The sequence below is a fragment of the Galbibacter kalidii genome (assembly GCF_026241135.1).
GTDB lineage: Bacteria > Bacteroidota > Bacteroidia > Flavobacteriales > Flavobacteriaceae > Galbibacter.
Genome location: NZ_JAPFGA010000002.1, coordinates 40,397 through 59,778, shown reverse-complemented (window position 1 = coordinate 59,778; position 19,382 = coordinate 40,397). Strand labels below are relative to the sequence as shown.

Sequence of the window (19,382 nt, the reverse complement as noted above, 5' to 3'; positions counted from 1 at the left end):
TAAAGGTCATGGATAGAAGAAAAAGTTTAAAGGCCATGGTGGCCGGGACAGTAACATCCGGATTTATGTTTTCGGGATGTTTAACCGATACTGAAGAAAAAACCGGTGCCGCAACCGATGTGGCACAAAATGAAGGCGATAACAACTATGACACCACACGTACGGTTGAAGAGTTGGAATATGAAAAGAAACTCCGGGAACAAGATGATTATTTCAATGAACACGAAATGGCGACCATTATCGTGTTGGCAGACATTATTATTCCTGCTGAAGGAGAATACAGTGCTGCGAGTGAAGTTGGAGTACCCGAATTCATCGAATATATCGTCAAGGATATGCCGCATTACCAATTGCCCTTACGAGGCGGATTGATGTGGTTGGACCATGAGAGTAACAAACGTTATGACAAGGTGTTTAAAGATGCTTCAGAAGAAGAACAAATAGCAATTATTGAAGATATTGCTTATCCGGAGGATGTAAAACCGGAGTTCGTTCAAGGGGAACGCTTCTTTTCTACCCTGCGTAACTTGGTAGCTACCGGATATTTTACCAGTAAAGAGGGAATTGAATATCTGGGCTATGTTGGGAATACCCCAAATGTATGGGATGGTGTCCCTGATGAGGTCTTAGCACAATATAATATGAAGTACGATCAGCGTACATTAGATGTTTGTATCAAACCCGAAGAGCGAAATGAAATCGCTAATTGGGATAATTACGAGGTTTAAACGAGTTCTTATTGTAATGTGAGTTAGGGATGAAAATCACGTCAGTTCGAGTTTTTTTTGCGATAGCAAAAAAGTATCGAGAACAAGTGATTTTTGGTTAAAACCTTAATTTCGATCACGGTTTATAAAATTATATAGAGACGGCTGTTGGAAAGATTTTCAATGGCTGTTTTTTATTAGTCTCAGTTATGGGTTTAAAACCTTCCCCCTGATAATTACTGGGAAGGGGAAAAAAAACATTTGTGAATTCGTGGCAACCAGACTTTTAGTCCAGAGGAGTTTAGTTCTTAACAAAAACACGCTTACTTATATGCCTGTAGACATCATCAACATCTTTGCGTTCATAGTCGTTGTGGGTTGTAAGTTCGTCGTCGGTAATGGTGAAAGTTAAGATTACGGTATTTTCACCTTCGGGCGCACCACTGTATGTTAATGTGATTTTATCATTTTCAACAGAATAAGTCCCTTTACGGCTGATTTTTTCCGCAACATCATTTTCAGTTCGTTCTCCTTGGACAAAAGTGCCGTTTTTTTTGAAAATGATGTAAAAAGTACGCCCCTCGTTATATGAAAAATGATCCCCATCATTTAGTTTTCCGTTCTCATACGTTTTCTCGGTATAAGAAACAGCCTGCCACTTACCGATAAGTGGCGAATTGCTGTACTCTTGATCCGATAAATCAATATGGAGCGTAGATGCAATTTTTGATATAAAGGAAGTAAGCTTTTTCATAAGGAAAGTGTAATAGCATACACACTACAATCTTACTCAAAAAATAGACGGGAAACAATTATTTTGTTGATTACTATGAAATCAACTACCTCTAAAAGGAGTTTAGTATAAATGAAATAAAAAGAAATGGAGTGAATTTTAGTATATAACAATTAGTCTTTGCTTTGTTATATTTTTATATTTGATGATTATAAAATTTTAAACGTGTGAAATGCCCATTAACGAATTTATCAAATCAACCGAAACCGAAATTTCACGAACACCGATTTGAATAACATAAGTGAAGTGAGTAAATGATAAGTTGGGTATTCCACCTGCCGGCATAGGCAGGTCTGACCTTTGAAAAACAATAAATATTAGCAGATGAAACCAGACCTTTTTGAAGCTCCGGATTATTATAACATCGATGATCTTCTTTCCGACGAACATAAATTAGTGCGCGATGCTGCACGCAGTTGGGTAAAACGGGAAGTGTCTCCCATTATTGAAGATTATGCCCAAAAGGCTGCTTTTCCGAAGCAATTGATAAACGGTTTGGCCGAAATAGGGGCTTTTGGACCTTATATCCCTGAGGAATATGGAGGAGCAGGGCTGGATCAGATCAGTTACGGCTTGATTATGCAGGAAATCGAAAGAGGGGATAGTGGAGTACGTTCTACAGCTTCGGTACAATCCTCTTTGGTGATGTTTCCAATATGGAGATACGGAACAGAAGAACAACGGAAAAAATTTCTTCCAAAACTGGCTTCCGGGGAATTTATGGGTTGTTTTGGACTCACAGAACCCAACCATGGCTCCAATCCGGGTGGAATGGAAACCAAATTTAAAGATGCAGGTGATCATTATTTGTTGAATGGAGCTAAATTGTGGATTTCCAATGCGCCTTTTGCCGATGTTGCCATAGTCTGGGCAAAAAACGAGGAAGGTAGGATACACGGACTTATCGCAGAACGGGGTATGGAAGGTTTTTCGACACCGGAAACCCATAACAAATGGTCGTTAAGGGCATCGGCGACGGGAGAATTGATTTTTGATAATGTAAAAGTGCCTAAAGAGAACCTCCTGCCCGGGAAAAGTGGACTCGGCGCACCTTTAGGCTGTTTGGATTCGGCCAGATATGGAATCGCCTGGGGGGCTATTGGAGCTGCGATGGATTGTTATGACACCGCCTTGCGATATGCCAAAGAGCGAATACAATTTGACAAACCGATAGCCGCCACACAACTTCAGCAAAAAAAACTGGCGGAAATGATAACTGAAATCACCAAGGCCCAATTACTCGCCTTGCGTTTGGGGCAGTTGAAAAACGAAGGCAAGGCCACCACAGCCCAAATATCCATGGCAAAACGAAACAATGTCGATATGGCTTTGAAGATTGCCAGAGAAGCACGCCAGATATTGGGAGCGATGGGAATTACCGGAGAATACAGCATTATGCGTCATATGATGAATTTGGAAAGTGTGATTACCTACGAAGGCACCCACGACATTCATTTATTGATCACCGGAGCCGACATTACCGGAGAACAGGCGTTTAAATGATTTTTTAGTACAAAGTATTAAGTATAGCGTATTAGGAAGTGAGGTTTGTCATTTCTTTTCATAACGTGACTTTCTCACGTTTTCAACTTCTTTTGTAATATCTTCAAGACTGATTTCCTCAGTAGATTTTGATCTTAATTTAGTAAGAAGTGTGGAAAAGTCCATTTTTCTTTTTTGTAAAACTAAGCATAATTTTTTAGGATAGTAATTAATCGGCTCCCTTCTTCAGACGAAGAGGGGTGGCTCAGCTCAGGAACTGAGGTGAGACGGGGTGTTTTGATAGCCCGAGCTTTTGGCTTTATCAGCAAATGTTTGTTTTTCACACCTGTGGCTTGGGATTTCAAAACCCTCCGTCTTATCCGCTTAGGGCGGATAATCCACCTCCCTTCGTCTGAAGGGAGGAGCTTGCTTTTTACTCCTTATACTAATATCAATCAGGATTATACATTTAAATTCTGTTGAGACATAGCGAACCTTGCGTATTCCTTTGCGCTCCTAGCGGTTAAGTTTTACCGTTCTTATAAGGTAATCTGCCTAAGCTTGCCCGCATGCCACCTGGCCCTATATTCCTGCGCGGCAAGCCGGCCCCTTCGTTAAAAATGCCCACTGGGCATTTTCTTTACACTCGGTCCTGCTAAAAAGGTACACTGTACCTTTTCTTAACGCTCGGTCCTACCTATCTTTGCAATATGTATGCCTTAGTTGATTGTAATAATTTTTATGCATCTTGTGAGCGGGTTTTTCAGCCTCAGCTCAATAATTGTCCTATTGCCATACTTTCCAACAACGACGGTTGCGTGATTTCCCGTAGTGACGAAGCAAAACGTCTGGGGCTACCCATGGGAGCACCGACGTTTAAATACAAGGAGTTTTTCAAAAAGAATAAAATTCATGTCTTCTCTTCAAACTATCCTTTGTATGGTGATATGAGTACGCGGGTCATGAATATTCTGAAGCAATTCACGCCTTTGGTTGAGCATTACAGTATCGATGAGGCCTTTCTAAAGTTTGAAATGTACAATCCGGATAACTTTGATGATTTAGGAAAAGCAATTAAAAACAGGGTGTTGCAATGGACAGGGATGCCCATCAGTATAGGGATAGCTTCGACAAAAGCTTTGACCAAAGTAGCCAATAAAATTGCCAAGAAATATAAAGACAGAACAGACGGTGTGTATGTGATCGATTCCGAAGAAAAACGGATCAAAGCCTTGCGGTGGACAAAGATTGAGTCGGTTTGGGGGATAGGAAGAGGCAATACCAAACGCTTGGAAGTACGCGGCGTTAAAACAGCGCTGGATTTTGTGATGTTGGATGACGGCTGGGTGCGTTCCCATCTTGGCGTTCCCGGATTGCGGTTGAAAAAAGACCTGGAAGGTCAACCCACTTTGGACTTGGAGAACGATGTGACCGCTCCTAAAAAGGCCATTGCCACCACACGTAGTTTTGAATATACCTTTTCCGATCTGGGGAATTTAAAAGAACGAGTTTCCACTTTTGCGGGAAGTTGTGCCGAAAAACTAAGAAAACAACACAGCAGTTGCAATTTCATGTACGTTTTTTTGCGTAGCGACAGGCATAAAAAAGATGAAAATCAACATAGGGTGGGGTTGTTGGTCACTTTGCCCTACCCCACGGATTCTACATTGACCTTGGTAAATTATGCCGTAAAAGCAGTAGGGAATATCTATCGAACCGGGATAAAATACAAAAGAGCTGGGGTGGTGGTTTCAGGTTTGGTGCCCACCAATGCAAAACAATTGGATCTGTTTCAGGAGGAAAACCCCAAACACAAACAGTTGATGAAAACCATCGATTGGGTGAATGAAAAATATGGGGATTATAAAATAAAAATTGCTAATCAGGATCTGGAACACACTTGGAGGATGAGACAAGAGTATCTCTCGCCGCGATATACTACCAATATCAATGAGATTCTAAAGGTTAAATGAGTTCAATGGATAAAAAAGGGAACAAACTACATTTTATCAAAGCTGATTTTGAGCTTCCGTTGGAATTGGACATGGCAGAAGGCGGAATAGCAGCAGGATTCCCTTCCCCTGCGGAAGATTTTAAAGAAACCCGTATCGACCTGAACAAGGAGTTGATCAAAAATAAAGAGGCTACTTTTTATGCGAGGGTGAGCGGACAATCGATGGAAGACGCGGGTTTGGATGATGGTGACCTGCTTGTTATTGATAAAAGTCTGGAACCGGAAAATGGAAAGATTGCTGTCTGTTTTATTGACGGAGAGTTTACCGTAAAACGCTTAAAAGTGGATAAAAAAGGACTTTTTCTGATGCCCGAAAACAAAAAATACAACCCCATAAAAGTATCAGAAGAAAACAAACTTATTGTGTGGGGAATTGTTACCTATGTGATTAAAAAGATGTAGGTATTGTGTAGGAATTGTCAGGTCGAGCGCAGTCGAGACCTCATCATCCAAAGTCACCAAAGTCCAAAACCTCTCGACTGCGCTCGAGGTGACATATGTTGTTTTCTGAATTCAATTAAAATCAAACAACACCCCTTTATATTCCCAAATCTTTTTAAAGAAAAAGCCCGCATAAATAATAGCGATAAGAAACTTCATAAAAGTTCCGGTTAAAAAACCAAGAAACGAACCAAAGGCAGCTTTGGTAGCCGTTTTGTTATCAGCTTTATTCAGTAATTCACCAATAAGTGCGCCGGCAAAAGGCCAGATGATAATGCCAAAAGGGCCCAGAACCGGGAAAAAGATGGCGATCAATAATCCTACTGTAGTTCCGATCATACCATATTTGGTGCCTCCAAACTTTTTTGTTCCCACGACCGGAATGATATAATCCAACACTAAAATGAGTATAGCTACGGCCAGGGTGATGCCTAAAAATGTCCAATTTTGGGGTACGGCTTTTGTAAGATGAATAAAAAGCAGTCCCAACCAACTCATTGGTGGTCCGGGGAGTATGGGCAAAAAACTTCCTAAAATGCCTAAGATGATAAAGACCAGACCTAAAAAGACTAAAAGTATATCCATAGTTTAATTTTTCTATAGGACTAAAGTAGTGAAAGTTTGTTACAAAATATTTTTAACTAAAAAATTAGTTTAAACTAAAAATTTAGTTATATTTGTGTCTGAAAAAGAAATAGTAACCATAAAAATAAGGAAACTGTCTAAAAAGCCTTGAGTGAACTTGGTTTGTCAGTCTGAGCTTGTCGAAGACATATTGGTCTTCAAGAAATTATGCTTCGACAGGCTCAGCATGACATCTAAATTTGCAGCTTTTTAGACAGCCTCATACACATGAAACAACTCACAAAAGCAGAAGAAGAAGTAATGCAGATCCTATGGCAATTGGAGCGAGCCAATGTGGCGGCTATCATTGAGCAATTGCCTGAGCCCAAACCGGCCTACAATACGGTGTCGACCATTGTACGGATTCTGGAAACCAAGGGTTTTGTAGATCATCAGCGGGAAGGAAAAGGACATTTGTATTTTCCATTAGTCAAAAAATCAGAATACAGCAACCAGTCCATTAACAAGTTGGTGGACGGCTATTTTCAAGGTTCATTTAAGAGTATGGTGTCCTTTTTTGTAAAGAAAAACGATATCAGCCTAAAAGAAATGGAAGCGATAATGAAAGAAATAGATAATAATAAAAAGTAAACCCAATCCTAATAATGTAACCAAACTCCCCTCCTTTGGAGGGGTTGGGGGAGGATAAAACTGGAATTTATGCTAAATTATATCATACAAACCCTAGCGTTTCAACTGCTGTTTCTGGTGATCTATGATTTCTTTTTAAAGAAAGAAACCTTTTTCAACTGGAACAGGGCCTACCTGTTGCTTACCCCGGTACTTTCGCTGGCACTTCCCTTTATCAAATTGGAAAGCCTGAAGACCACCGTGTCCGAAAACTATATTTTTTTGTTGCCCGAAGTAGTCGTGGGCAGCGGAGCGGAGACAGTGACGAAAACCGCAACGTCCTGGCTACCAGACTGGACTGCCTGGGAATGGACGCTCTTTTCGGGAGGGGTGTTAAGCGCACTCTGGTTTGGCTATAAGTTGATACAGATCATTCAACTAAAAAGAAGCGGAAAAATACATTATTTCAAAGACTACACCCGGGTTGAGGTGCCCAAAGAAGACACGGCTTTTTCCTTTTTTCAAAATATTTTTCTGGGCAAAAAGCTGATGGAAAAAGAACACACCCACATCATAGATCACGAATTGGTTCATGTGAAGGAAAAACATACTTGGGACCTGTTGTTTTTTGAATTGCTTCGGATTGTCTTCTGGTTCAACCCGCTGGTCTATATTTATCAAAACAGAATAACCGAATTGCATGAGTTCATCGCCGATGCCAAAACGGTTAAAAACAATAAAAAGGAGCACTGTAAACTGTTGTTGCAAGAAGCTTTTCAAACGGAAAACATCTCCTTTGTCAATCAATTTTTTAATCATTCATTAATCAAAAAACGAATCGTTATGATACAAAAATCAAAATCAAAAAAAGTATGGCAACTTAAATACCTCATGTTAGTACCCCTGGTTGCGGGAATGTTGTTTTATACGTCCTGTGAAAAAGAAACCCCAGTTGCTGAGGAAAAAAACATAAGCTTGGAAGACCGTATTCAGGAGTTGGAAACTTTGCTTAAGGATAATGAAATTGAGCTTACAGCTGAAGAGAAAGCAAGGATTTTGTCATTGCCATCTTTGGTAGAGAAGCCCGAAGCAGGGATACTAGAAGTATTAGAAGGGAAAGAAGTGAAACCCGGAACAGACATCCCTTTTGCCGTTATTGAAGACAAACCGATGTTTGAAAAATGTAAAGGGATTCCAAATGAACAACAATTCGCCTGCTTTAAAGAAAACTTGGATCAGCATGTAATAAGAACCTTTATATATCCAGAAGAAGCACAAGAACAGGGAGAACAAGGACGCGTATATGTCAATTTCAGAATTAATACTGATGGAACAGTGACCATATTGAATACCCGTGCTCCGTCTGAGTCGTTGGATGCCGAAGCCAGACGTATCATCAATACCTTGCCTACGCTTAATCCGGGACGGGATAAAAATGGAACCCCTCAACCAGTAACCTTTGCCTACCCTATTGTGTTTAAGTTGAGTGATGATTCCCAAGCATCCCGCAATGAATTTAAAACTAAAGATAACCCGGCTAAAAGAAAGGTTGTGGCAAGTGTAAGTCAAACCCTTCCTTCCGGATATATTCAAGGGAATATTTCCAATAATGAAATTGGATTGCCGGGGGCACATATTTTTGTTAATGGAACTAAAATGGGGGCTATAACTAATTTCGATGGGGACTTTAAAATCCAAGCCCAAAAGGGGGACAAAGTTGTTCTTCAATTTAAGGATTTACCTCAAACAGGTTTTAGTGTAAGGGAAGAAAATAGCTATAAAGTAATCATGTAATGAGGTTTACGCTTAATTGAATTAGTCAATGATGATATCAAGATTGTTGTTTTGTATTTTCTTGATGGGTTTATGCAAAGCCGAAGCACAGTCTTCGGCTTTTGCTGTGGCAGACAGCCTGTATAAAACAGGGAATTACCTTCGGGCGATCAATGCATATGCAAAACAGAATTCATCGAAAGCGCAATTGCAAATTGCCCGTTCCTACAATGCTTTGGGGAACTATGAAAAAGCCATCCGTCAATACCTTTCTGTGGTTAAAAAAGACAGTTCGCTATTGGTCGCCAAAAACGAGTTGGGGAAGCTGTATTACAAAAAATCTTTTTTTGATGATGCCCGGACTGTTTATAGCGAATTGATTGAAAAAGACGATAAAAACCCCTTCTATTACTATCAATTGGGAATGATTGAAGACAAAACCAAGAACGAAAAAACGGCCATAGCCCATTTTAAGCGTTCATATACATTGGACAGCACAAACATTAAAAACCTCTATGAGATAGGGAAACACCATTTGCGGCACAGGGAATTTGATTCCGTACATAAATATGCCGATGTAGGTTTGAGGATAGCACCCAATTCCGTCGAGATAAACAACCTGAAAGCTCTGACATACTACAATTTTGATGAAAAAGAAGAAGCTATTCCTTATTTTGAAAAACTTCTAGAACTGGGACAGCACGAAATATATATTTATAAAAATCTGGCAGAGTGCTACAAATTTGTTTGGGAATACGACAAAGCCTTTGCCTGTTACAAAACGATTTTGGTATTTGACAATGCAAATCCTGAGGCTTATAGGGGCTTGGGGTATTTGTATTTGAGAGAAAAACAGTACGACAGTGCCAAAGTCAGTTTTCAAACGGCTATCGAAGTGCAAAAAGTGAGTTTCAAAAAAGAGTATTTGGCATTGGCACGTATTGCATTAGATGAAAAAGATGTAAAAACAGCAATAGACTATTACAAAAAAGTCTATGCCGAAGATAAAAGGGATTACCGCGCGCTGTATCAGGTGTGTTTCTATTCAGATAAATACTATAAAGACCCTGCATTGAAACTGCGTTTGTATGAGGATTTCCTAGAGCGCTTCCCCAAAAAAAATTACTATAGCAAATATGCAACCAATAGGGTTTCAGAATTAAAAACTGAGATTCATATGTCGTTGGGGGATTAAAACTTTCTAACCTTCAAATTTCAAAAACCTTGAAGGTTTTGCTTTTTACAGCAGGTGATTTAAAACAAGTAAAAACAATAGTAGCTAGGACTAATTATTAAAAAAATATTAACTTTAGAAAATTCCATTCCTCAAATAATAGACATACAAAGGCTACAAGTTTATATATTTAAGTATTAATGAAATTGCACAAAGGATTCTTTGGGCAAATTGTTTGTAAAATCCATAATCTATGTTTAAATCCCTTTTATGTACCCTGATTATCCTCTTTACTTCATGTTCAGTAAAAAACAACGAAGAACCTATTACCGTTGAGTTGGAAAGCAAATCTCTAATCAAAAACGTCCCCTTCCCTCCATTGATTACGTCCTTTTCATATTCGAATACAATCCCACAAGATATTAAAGGAGCTCCTGAAGCGGACAGCTCTGCCATATTGCGTTACAGAATTTATAAAGCCCCCGATCAAAAATCGGTTGAAAATGAAAAGAATTACATTTATGCCTCAACCGGGTTTACCGATGATAAGCAATTTTACATTATAGATAGGAACGGTAACAAAGATTTTAGCGATGATGAAAAGGTAACTTTTCCCAAAAATATTGGTCTTAAAACCCACGCGAACAAATCCTTGATAGATTCGTTCCCAAGGATTAAATTAAAGGTAAATAAGTACATAAACAGTACTTTATTGGAAAGTGAAATGCATCTCACCGTATATCCGCAACAATATTATTTAGCTCGGGACGAAAATAAAAAGATAATTGCCAAGAAGCAAAAAACCTCTTTTCTTGGAGCCAGAATAGAGGACTATTTGCATGGGACTTTTAGTATTGAAGACAAAAAATATAAAATGGCAATTAATATAAATAGCTGGAGACCTTCAGTACTTGTGGAAGAGTTTGACAAAGAATTTTATAAACCCGGTGATACCCGAAGGGAAGAGTATAAATTTTTAGATACTATCAATATCGGAGGTTCATATTACAGGATAGGTAAAATAAAAAACGACCCCATTCGGTTGAACCTTACGAAACTGTCCATTGAAGAAAATGTTTATGGATTTAGAAAAGGACAGATCATTGAGGACTATGCCATTGAAGATGTACAAGGCGGAAAACAAAACATTAAAGCCCTTTTTAACGGCAGAAAATTTCTGTTGATAGACTTTTGGGGCACCTGGTGCGGTCCTTGTAAGAAAATGACTCCGGAGATCGTTGCATTCAATGAGAAGTACAAAGATAAGGTGACTATGGCCAGCTTCGCCTTTCAACAAGACGCTCAACCCGTAATTGAATATGCAGCAAAAAACAATATGGATTGGTTCAATGGAATCATAAAAGGAGTTCCAAAAAGTAGTAGTAAAACCCACCCCAAGATATTAAAGGACCTAAGAATAATTGCATTCCCTACTTTTATATTGCTGGATGAAAACCTAAAGATTATCTACAGAGGGGCAGGCAACACCAATAACATAGAGGAGATTGAGCTTATTTTAAAGGATAGACAGTAGCAGGTAATTTTGAAAATATTAAAACAATACTTACTGAACATTATAACCCTGATAATACACCACTGCTGACTTCTTACTACCTAATGAATAGAAAAACACTTTCCGTTAATCGATTATTTTAGATATTTTTTGTTTACAAATAGTTTATTTTATATGTTTGAGCTTATTAATTATAAAAATCAAGTTAATGAGAAATGTTATCCAATCAAAACTGACCCAACAAGACCAAACCAAAATTGACAAAGCGATCGACAATCTGGAAGCCGTAATCAAGGGGAAACTCCCTGCACTTACAGAAGAAGAACGCCTAAAGTACGGTTCGATCAACGAGATGAACAAGCTTTTTGTAAACAAGGTCTATGACTACCGTAAAAGAAATGAAGAATTAAGTGCTTCTGAAGTGGATTGGAGTGATTTCGAAAAAGATTATCACGCCAGGTACTTTCTTGAAAATCGATTAGAGCGCTTTATGAGTATTGCTTTCCAGATGGAAAGCACCAAGATACTCCACGATTATGACAACTATCACGATGCGTTGACAGACTATGCTTATTCTCAGTATAAAAAAGGAGCAGGTTCAAACGGGTTTACCGAAAAGGTAGCGGAATTAAAACAGTTTTTCCCGCGTACCCGTAAAACCGATATTTCTGAAAATTAACAGTTGTTAAACACGATGAGGCTGTCTAAAAAGCTACAAATTCAGATGTCATGCTGAGCTTGTCGAAGCATAATTTGCTAAAGATTAACATGTCTTCGACAAGCTCAGACTGGCAAATCAAGTTCATCTAGGGCTTTTTAGACAGTTTTTTTTTGATTAAACTGCCCTATTTAGGTAAAAACATGATGCCTTTAGGTCAAATGCAGCATTTTTTAGCTCCCGGACCTAAAACTTTAGGGTCGATACCTAAAACTTTGGACATAAAAACCAATCGTTTAGAATGCCTACCCAAAGTTTTAGCGTCAAACTCCATACGTTTAGGTTATTTCATGAAATGTTTCATCAAAATCATATCCTATTTAGCCTCAACACCTAAAAATTTGGGAGTAATACCTAAAGTTTTGGGCATTTTGGTTAAAAGTTTGGCTTTTCCCCTTAAAAATTTCATGATAAGACCTAAAAGTTTCACCTTTTTCGCTAAAAGGAACATGATTGAACCTAAACGGAACACCTTTTTACCTAAATGGAACACCTTTTGAGCTAAAAACAACTTGATTATACCTAAAAGAAAAAAGGATTATATTTGAAAGGAATATATGCCATTATGTATATCTGACCGGTTGGGGGATATGCGGTATTATATTGAGGTTATAAATAAGTTGTGCGCAAGGCTGAAAATCCGACAGGACAATGACAATCATAAGACAAGGAATGATATTATTAAACATATTTGAGACAGCCTTACCACTGACAAATCCGGTATTAAAATTCCTTTTGATACTCGTAATTATTTTGTTCGCTCCCATTATTCTGAACAAAATTAAAATTCCTCATCTCTTAGGACTTATTATAGCAGGTGCGGTAATCGGGCCAAACGGTTTTCACCTGATGAATCGTGACAGCAGCATTATACTGTCAGGAACTGCAGGACTTTTATACATTATGTTCCTTGCAGGTCTGGAAATAAATTTAGCCGACTTCAAAAAGAACAGTCAAAAGAGTCTGGTATTTGGACTTTACACTTTCCTGATGCCAATGACTTTGGGGACTTTAACCGGAATTTACGTTTTAGAATTTTCAATCCCCACATCCATTTTGCTGGCAAGTATGTTTGCCTCACACACTTTAATCGCCTATCCTTTAATCAGCAAATTGGGCATTGCCAAAAACAAGGCGGTAAACATAACCGTAGGCGGAACAATGATAACCGACACTTTAGCTTTATTGGTACTTGCCGTTATTGTGGGTATGACCACAGGTGAAGTAAATACAGAATTTTGGGTAAGGCTGTCTGTTTCCATTGTCGTTTTCGGACTTATTGTGATGTTGCTTTTTCCAATTATCGGCAGATGGTTTTTCAAGCGGTTTGACGATAATGTTTCCCAATACATATTCGTTCTGGTAATGGTATTTCTTGGTGCTGTTCTTGCTGAAGCGGCTGGAATAGAAGCAATCCTTGGAGCTTTTTTAGCAGGATTGGCTTTAAACCGACTTATCCCGCAAACATCGCCCTTAATGAACAGGATTGAATTTGTTGGAAACGCCATTTTTATTCCGTTTTTCCTCATAGGAGTGGGTATGCTCATTGATTACAGGGCTTTCTTTGAGGATTTGGAAACCATGAAAGTGGCAGCCGTAATGATAATTATTGCTACTTCCGCAAAATTCATCGCTGCATGGCTCACTCAAAAAACCTTTAAATTTTCCGGTGATGAAAGAAGATTGATTTTTGGATTGAGTAACGCGCAGGCAGCAGCCACATTAGCGGCCGTGTTAGTCGGTTATAATATCATAGTTGGCGAAACCGAAACGGGCGAACCTGTCCGCTTGTTAAATGAGAGCGTCCTGAATGGAACTATTCTAATGATTTTATTTACCTGCACTATTGCTTCATTCGTTGCGCAAAAAGGAGCCAAAAATATCGCCCTTGCAGAGGCAAGTGACACAGCAAGCGATGAATCAGAAGCCTGTGAAAGAATTTTAATCCCAATCAACAACCCGGAAACAACAGATGAACTCATCAATTTAGGCATCACCATAAAATCAAAGAAAAACAGAGACGGCTTGTATGCCTTAAGCATTATCGACAACAATACGACAGACGATTCAGCAGACAAAAAAGCAAAGAAGATATTGAATAGAGCAGCCGTAACCGCTTCTGCAACCGACAATTTTTTGCATGAACTTCTTCGATATGATCTCAATATTGTAAACGGAATTACTAGTGTGGTGAAGGAACATAAAATAAGTGATTTAATATTAGGGCTTCACATGAAGAAAGGAATTTCCGATTCATTCTTGGGCAACCTGACCGAAGGCATATTAACAAAATGCAACGCGACAATTTTAATCTATAAACCTGCCCAACCATTTGGGACATTAAAAAGGCATATCATCATCGTTCCGAACGAAGCAGAAAAGGAAATCGGCTTTCCCTTTTGGCTCATTAAGGTTTGGAATATCGCAAGAAATACAGGAGCAAAACTTGTGTTTTATGCAACAGGAAAAACGCTTAAATTCATTAAAGAAATACATTCAAAGCATCCTGTGGAATCTGAATTTACAGAATTTAGCGATTGGGATGACTTCCTTATTTTATCAAGGGACTTTCAGAAAGACGACAACCTGATTATTATACTAAGCCGAAAGGATAAGCCTTCCTACCACAGCAATATGGAAAGGATACCGTCTTACCTCAATAAGTATTTTCAGGACAACAGCTTTATCCTGATTTATCCTATGCAGATTGGGGTTACAGACACATCAAAAATTGACTTGAAAGACCCGACCATATTAGAACCGATTGAAAAATTTGACGAAATTGGAAAAACGATTGCGAAAATATTCAGAAGAAAATAAAGCCCAGACGCCCAACAGCACCTAAACACAAGCAGGGTTTTCGTGCTTCAAGATAAGACCTAAAAGTTTCACCTTTTTCGCTAAACGGAACATGATTGAACCTAAACGGAACACCTTTTTACCTAAATGGGATAGCTTTTGGGCTAAAAACAGCTTGATTATACCTAAAAGGAAAAGGGTTATATTTGAAAGGAATATATGTGATATTGTGTATATCTGGTCAATTTTTTTGGTAAATGGTTATTTATATTAAGGTTGTTAATAAGTTGTGTGCAATGTAAAAAAACTGTCCCAATGAGAGGATTTAAGATATTTGTCATTTTTATAATTTTTCTTTTTAGTTGTAAAAGAGAAGGGGGTTCAGAATTTGTAGAATTGAATTTCGTAAAAGAATTTCCTCAGCAAGTTATAATTACAAGGTTTTCCGAAAATTTTGTCGATTATAATGATACAATCCTCATCAATAATCCTGATGAACGAAAAATTACTTTGTCAATTGATAGACCTCAATATCTCTATCTTCAATTACAGGGAAAAGTGCTTCAACTATATGTCCAACCCTCGGAGCATTTAAAAATATCTAAAGAAAATGATATATACGTTTATGAAGGAACTTCTGAACGTGAAAACGAATTTATGCAAGAGGTCTTATCAAATGCAGATTTAAAAAGTAAAGAATGGAACTACAAAAATTCATTTAATGATTTCAAAAATCAGGTGGATGAATATTTTAGGGCTAAAGACAAATTATTGACCGACTACATCTCTGAAAAAGAAAATAAGCATTTTTATAACTTACAATTAATAGAAAGCAAAGCCCTCAAGAATACAGTATATCTAGATTATATAAACAGGAATGGCAATTCTAAGAAGGATAGTCTGTTTTTTCAATATCTTGACAAAGATTTAATCAATTTTCAAACAATAGAACCTTATTTAGAGTCTTCATTTTTAAAATCATTTTACAGAAAAATGGGGGTTGAATATTTCTTAAAGAAAAAATATCGTGAAAAATTGAATGAGGTAAGAAAAGAGCAAGAACTCTACATTTTAAGAGAGAATATCATTTCAGAGTATTTTCCACAGCCTATAAAATCTATGCTAATTTATAATGATCTAAAATATTATCCACTGGAGTTTGACCATTTTCCAGATTCATTGAATTTGACACCACCCAAGGAAATGTTTAATCAATATAAATCAGCTTTAAATGAGGAGGCTTATAATAAACTGATAAAAATATATGACCTGGCTGAAAATAAAAAGAAATCTTATGAAAGAGGAGCCGATGTGCCAGAATTCACTTTTAAAGATCACTTATCAAATGACTTTAATTTAGAAGTGAATAAGTTAGATAAAATGATTCTTTTAGACATTTGGGCAAGTTGGTGTAAGCCTTGTATCGTTAAATTTCCGGAAGTAAAATCCCTAGAAAACAAATATAAAGACCAATTGACAGTTGTTTCTCTATCAATCGATGAAGACATAACAAACTTCAAAGAAAGTATTGAAAAATTGGATGTCCCTGGAAGCTTAAAGCTATATGTCCCAAATGGGTTTCAAAGCTCTTTTGCGGAACATTTCCAAATTAAAGCCATACCTAGATACATATTAATAGACCAAAATGGAAAGATATTGAATGCAAATGTAATTATCTCGGATTTAAGTAAATATTTAGAATAAGAAACACTGTACATAACTATGGTTGCATAAGCCATTAGATAACTATCAAATGAAAGATATAGGAATTATTATAATTTTATTGACAACATTAATTTCTTGTCAAAATAAATCAGAAACAAAGGGATATACGATCAACGGAATTGCAAAAAATGTGCCCGACAGCACTACGGTTTTAATGTACCTTTATCCAAAAGCGTTTGTAGTTGCTGATTCAACAGTTGTTATCAATGAAAAGTTCCAATTTGAGGGAAGCCTAAAACGTCCAAGATTAGCACATTTGAGAATTATAAGCAGTAAGGATGACAGGACGTTTTGGTTGGAGAACCGTAAAATAGATTTCATAGGCAAGAAAGGCAATTTTTCCGAGAGCCAAATAATTGGTTCTAAGACACAAAAGGAGTCGGAAATACTTTTAAAAAGAAAAGATTCCATTTTTAAGGAAATGAAAAAACTTGAAGCTATGGTAACAGATAGCAACCGTGATTCCCTTTTTGTGATTTATCAAAAAATGGAGAGTGTGGTTGTAGACATTAACAAGAGGTTTGTTAAAGATTATCCTGACTCCTATGAAAGTCTTACTCAATTAAATTGGTCAAAAGAACGATTGGGGAGTGATGAAACGGCCAAGGTGTTTTCTTTATTGAATGAAAAATTACAATCAACAGAAGAAGGAAAATCAATAAGCGAATTCATAACCAAAAACAAAGACTTACAAGTTGGGGATATCTTCATTGATTTTGAACAACCCAATATAGATGGGCAAATGATTAAACTCTCTGAAATAAAGGGGAAATATACTTTAATAGAATTTTGGGCTTCCTGGTGTGGTCCTTGTAGAAGTTTCAATTCCGAACTTGTCGAACAATATGAATTATATAAAAACAAAGGATTTGAAATTCTGGGTGTATCATTGGATACCAATAAAGAAAAGTGGAAAAAAGCAATTGAAAAAGATGGGCTGACCTGGCCAAATATCAGTGACCTAAAAGGTAATGATAATGAAGCAGCAATGATTTATGGGGTTCGGGATATTCCTGACAATTTTCTGATTGATGAAAAGGGGGTAATCATTGCCAGGTTTATACGAGGGGAAAAATTAAAAAAGAAACTTAAAGAACTATTTGATAATAATACCGGCTTATAACAAAGACTACAAGCCATGGCTTGCCCACACCTATTCGAAATTCCAAAGCGCAAGGAAAACCTGTCAGGTCTTTTAAATACAAGCAAAATGGAAAAATATGTTTTAAACTAATAGCGTACAAAACGTTTTTATTAAATTTTTTAACATACTAAATTTGCTGAGGTTTAGATGAAATTTCAACATATGTAGTTTGGTTTCGGCCTACGATAAAAATATTGAAAATCAGGGAAGCAGCGGTGGTATAGAGATAAAAATCTGTTTGAGTTCCGCCCCAAAGGCGGAATGAGTTATTTTTATCTGTGGCTGGGGATTCCGTAGTATTTTCTTATGTTTTTATCGTCAGCCTAGATTTTTTTGGTTCGTTTTTTCATCAATGGAAAAAATGAACAGGTATAAATTTATTTAGGACAGAATTGGTTTTAAACCCCTGTTTTTGTTCCTAATTGCTCCAAAAAATTGTAATTTTCAGTTTTAAAATGAATTCATGCAAAAGTTTGGGGCTTTTCTTTTTTGCTTACTGTTTATTTCTTGTGAGTTTTTCACTTCCCCGAAGGAGGCCAAAGAACAAATTTTGAAGAGGGAACGGCAAAGTATCAATTGGAATGATGTCGATCAATATCCGCTTTTTGAAACTTGTGACGAAACGGCCGAAAGGGAAGTGCAATACCAATGCTTTCAGGAAACTTTTACAGCGCATTTTTATAAGACCTTGGCCCAAGAACAATTGGTGGTACACAAAACCTTGAACGACACTATAAAAGTACAATTGCTTATCGGGAAAGAGGGGCATGTGAGCATTCTTCAGATCAAAAAGAATAAAAAAGTGGCCAAGGAAATCCCGCAAATAGATACTTTGATTGCCCATAGCGTTAAGACCATGCCTAAAGTATATCCGGCCTTGAAACGGAATATTCCCGTGAACATGAAGATACAATTGCCAATTATTTTAACGGTGGAATAAAGTTTTTTTCAGCATAAACTCCATAAGTATTTTATAGCTTTGTAACCAATAGCGGCCAAAATATTTATGCATAATTTTCGAAATTAATTGAATTTGCTGGGGCTCAGGCTAAATTTCAAGGTTTTGGGATTTGGTTCGGGCCTACGATAAAAATATTGAAAATCAAGGAAGCAGCGGTGGGTTAAAGATAAAAATCTGTTTGAGTTCCGCTCGAAGGCGGAATGAGTTATTTTTATCCCTGCCTGCCGGCAGGCAGGTGTGGCTGGGGATTCCGTAGTATTTTCTTATGTTTTTATCGTCAGCCTAGACTTTTTTGGTTCTTTTTTGGGCGATGCAAAAAAGAACAGATGAAAATTTATTTAGGACGGAATTGCTTTGTAAACTATTCAGAAAAACAAAAAGTTTGTCTAAAAAGGAGAAAATCATATTAGGAATAGACCCCGGAACCACGATTATGGGGTTCGGACTTATTGTCTGTAACGGGAAAAAAATGGAATTACTTCAGATAGATGAACTCATCCTAAAAAAATATAAAGATCACTACCTGAAACTTCAGAAGATATTTGAACATACCATCGGACTCATAGAGAGTTATCATCCGGACGAGATAGCCATTGAAGCCCCTTTTTTCGGGAAAAACGTACAATCCATGCTCAAATTGGGAAGGGCACAGGGAGTGGCGATGGCGGCAGGACTATCGAGACAGATCCCAATCACGGAATATTCGCCCAAGAAGATCAAGATGGCGATCACCGGAAACGGAAATGCAAGTAAGGAACAAGTAGCCAGAATGTTGCAAAGTTTGGTAAACCTGAAAACCCTACCCGATAACCTCGACGCTACCGACGGATTGGCGGCAGCGGTTTGTCATTTTTACAACAGCGGAAAAGTAAAAACAGGGAAAAGTTATACGGGTTGGGATGCCTTTGTAAAACAAAACGAATCCAGAATAAAAAAATGAAACC

At 37.6% G+C, this 19,382-nt stretch carries 16 protein-coding genes; 14 read left to right on the top strand and 2 right to left on the bottom strand.

Annotated features, from left to right (window positions below; genetic code table 11):
* The first annotated feature begins 8 nt into the window (after positions 1-8).
* Positions 9-728, top strand: coding sequence for a gluconate 2-dehydrogenase subunit 3 family protein (locus OOZ15_RS02450; RefSeq protein ID WP_265954128.1), 720 nt, complete (start codon positions 9-11; stop codon positions 726-728).
* Between the two features lie 280 nt (positions 729-1,008).
* On the opposite strand, the gene OOZ15_RS02445 is transcribed toward OOZ15_RS02450, so the two are convergent.
* On the bottom strand, positions 1,009-1,461 hold the full coding sequence (locus OOZ15_RS02445) for a lipocalin family protein (RefSeq protein WP_265954127.1): 453 nt from the start codon (positions 1,459-1,461) through the stop codon (positions 1,009-1,011).
* A gap of 363 nt (positions 1,462-1,824) precedes the next feature.
* Here OOZ15_RS02445 and OOZ15_RS02440 point away from each other — a divergent pair, with 363 nt between their 5' ends.
* The 3 genes from OOZ15_RS02440 (at position 1,825) to OOZ15_RS02430 (ending at position 5,398) form a co-directional block, all read left to right on the top strand.
* Complete coding sequence (locus OOZ15_RS02440) at positions 1,825-3,003, top strand: acyl-CoA dehydrogenase family protein (RefSeq protein WP_265954126.1); 1,179 nt, start codon at positions 1,825-1,827, stop codon at positions 3,001-3,003.
* Between the two features lie 689 nt (positions 3,004-3,692).
* The gene (locus OOZ15_RS02435) at positions 3,693-4,955 is read left to right on the top strand and encodes a Y-family DNA polymerase (protein ID WP_265954125.1); all 1,263 of its coding nucleotides are present in this window, start codon (positions 3,693-3,695) and stop codon (positions 4,953-4,955) included.
* A gap of 5 nt (positions 4,956-4,960) precedes the next feature.
* On the top strand, positions 4,961-5,398 hold the full coding sequence (locus OOZ15_RS02430) for a LexA family protein (protein WP_323053763.1): 438 nt from the start codon (positions 4,961-4,963) through the stop codon (positions 5,396-5,398).
* A 111-nt stretch (positions 5,399-5,509) separates the two neighbouring features.
* Here OOZ15_RS02430 and OOZ15_RS02425 read toward each other — a convergent pair whose 3' ends face one another.
* Positions 5,510-6,022, bottom strand: a complete 513-nt coding sequence (locus OOZ15_RS02425) for a DUF456 domain-containing protein (protein ID WP_265954124.1) — start codon at positions 6,020-6,022, stop codon at positions 5,510-5,512.
* Between the two features lie 267 nt (positions 6,023-6,289).
* Here OOZ15_RS02425 and OOZ15_RS02420 point away from each other — a divergent pair, with 267 nt between their 5' ends.
* The 10 genes from OOZ15_RS02420 to ruvC all read left to right on the top strand — a co-directional run bounded on the left by OOZ15_RS02420 (position 6,290) and on the right by ruvC (position 19,378).
* Positions 6,290-6,652 carry a BlaI/MecI/CopY family transcriptional regulator gene (locus OOZ15_RS02420; RefSeq protein ID WP_265954123.1) on the top strand — a complete coding sequence of 121 codons (363 nt, stop codon included), beginning with the start codon at positions 6,290-6,292 and terminating at the stop codon, positions 6,650-6,652.
* Between the two features lie 69 nt (positions 6,653-6,721).
* Positions 6,722-8,425: a TonB family protein gene (locus OOZ15_RS02415; protein ID WP_265954122.1), complete on the top strand. Its 1,704-nt coding sequence runs from the start codon at positions 6,722-6,724 to the stop codon at positions 8,423-8,425.
* 28 nt (positions 8,426-8,453) lie between these two features.
* Positions 8,454-9,599 carry a tetratricopeptide repeat protein gene (locus tag OOZ15_RS02410; RefSeq protein WP_265954121.1) on the top strand — a complete coding sequence of 382 codons (1,146 nt, stop codon included), beginning with the start codon at positions 8,454-8,456 and terminating at the stop codon, positions 9,597-9,599.
* 232 nt (positions 9,600-9,831) lie between these two features.
* A complete protein-coding gene (locus OOZ15_RS02405) occupies positions 9,832-11,112 on the top strand; it encodes a TlpA family protein disulfide reductase (RefSeq protein WP_265954120.1) in 1,281 nt (426 codons plus the stop codon).
* 187 nt (positions 11,113-11,299) lie between these two features.
* Complete coding sequence (locus OOZ15_RS02400) at positions 11,300-11,770, top strand: hypothetical protein (RefSeq protein ID WP_265954119.1); 471 nt, start codon at positions 11,300-11,302, stop codon at positions 11,768-11,770.
* 690 nt (positions 11,771-12,460) lie between these two features.
* Positions 12,461-14,629, top strand: coding sequence for a cation:proton antiporter (locus OOZ15_RS02395; RefSeq protein WP_265954118.1), 2,169 nt, complete (start codon positions 12,461-12,463; stop codon positions 14,627-14,629).
* A 294-nt stretch (positions 14,630-14,923) separates the two neighbouring features.
* Positions 14,924-16,312 (top strand): TlpA family protein disulfide reductase, encoded by a 1,389-nt coding sequence (locus OOZ15_RS02390; RefSeq protein ID WP_265954117.1) that lies wholly within the window; start codon positions 14,924-14,926, stop codon positions 16,310-16,312.
* A 49-nt stretch (positions 16,313-16,361) separates the two neighbouring features.
* Positions 16,362-17,456 (top strand): TlpA disulfide reductase family protein, encoded by a 1,095-nt coding sequence (locus OOZ15_RS02385; protein WP_265954116.1) that lies wholly within the window; start codon positions 16,362-16,364, stop codon positions 17,454-17,456.
* Positions 17,457-17,940: 484 nt separating this feature from the next.
* Complete coding sequence (locus tag OOZ15_RS02380) at positions 17,941-18,417, top strand: hypothetical protein (protein WP_265954115.1); 477 nt, start codon at positions 17,941-17,943, stop codon at positions 18,415-18,417.
* A 403-nt stretch (positions 18,418-18,820) separates the two neighbouring features.
* Positions 18,821-19,378 (top strand): crossover junction endodeoxyribonuclease RuvC, encoded by a 558-nt coding sequence (gene ruvC / locus OOZ15_RS02375; RefSeq protein WP_265954114.1) that lies wholly within the window; start codon positions 18,821-18,823, stop codon positions 19,376-19,378.
* The last annotated feature ends 4 nt before the right edge of the window (positions 19,379-19,382 follow it).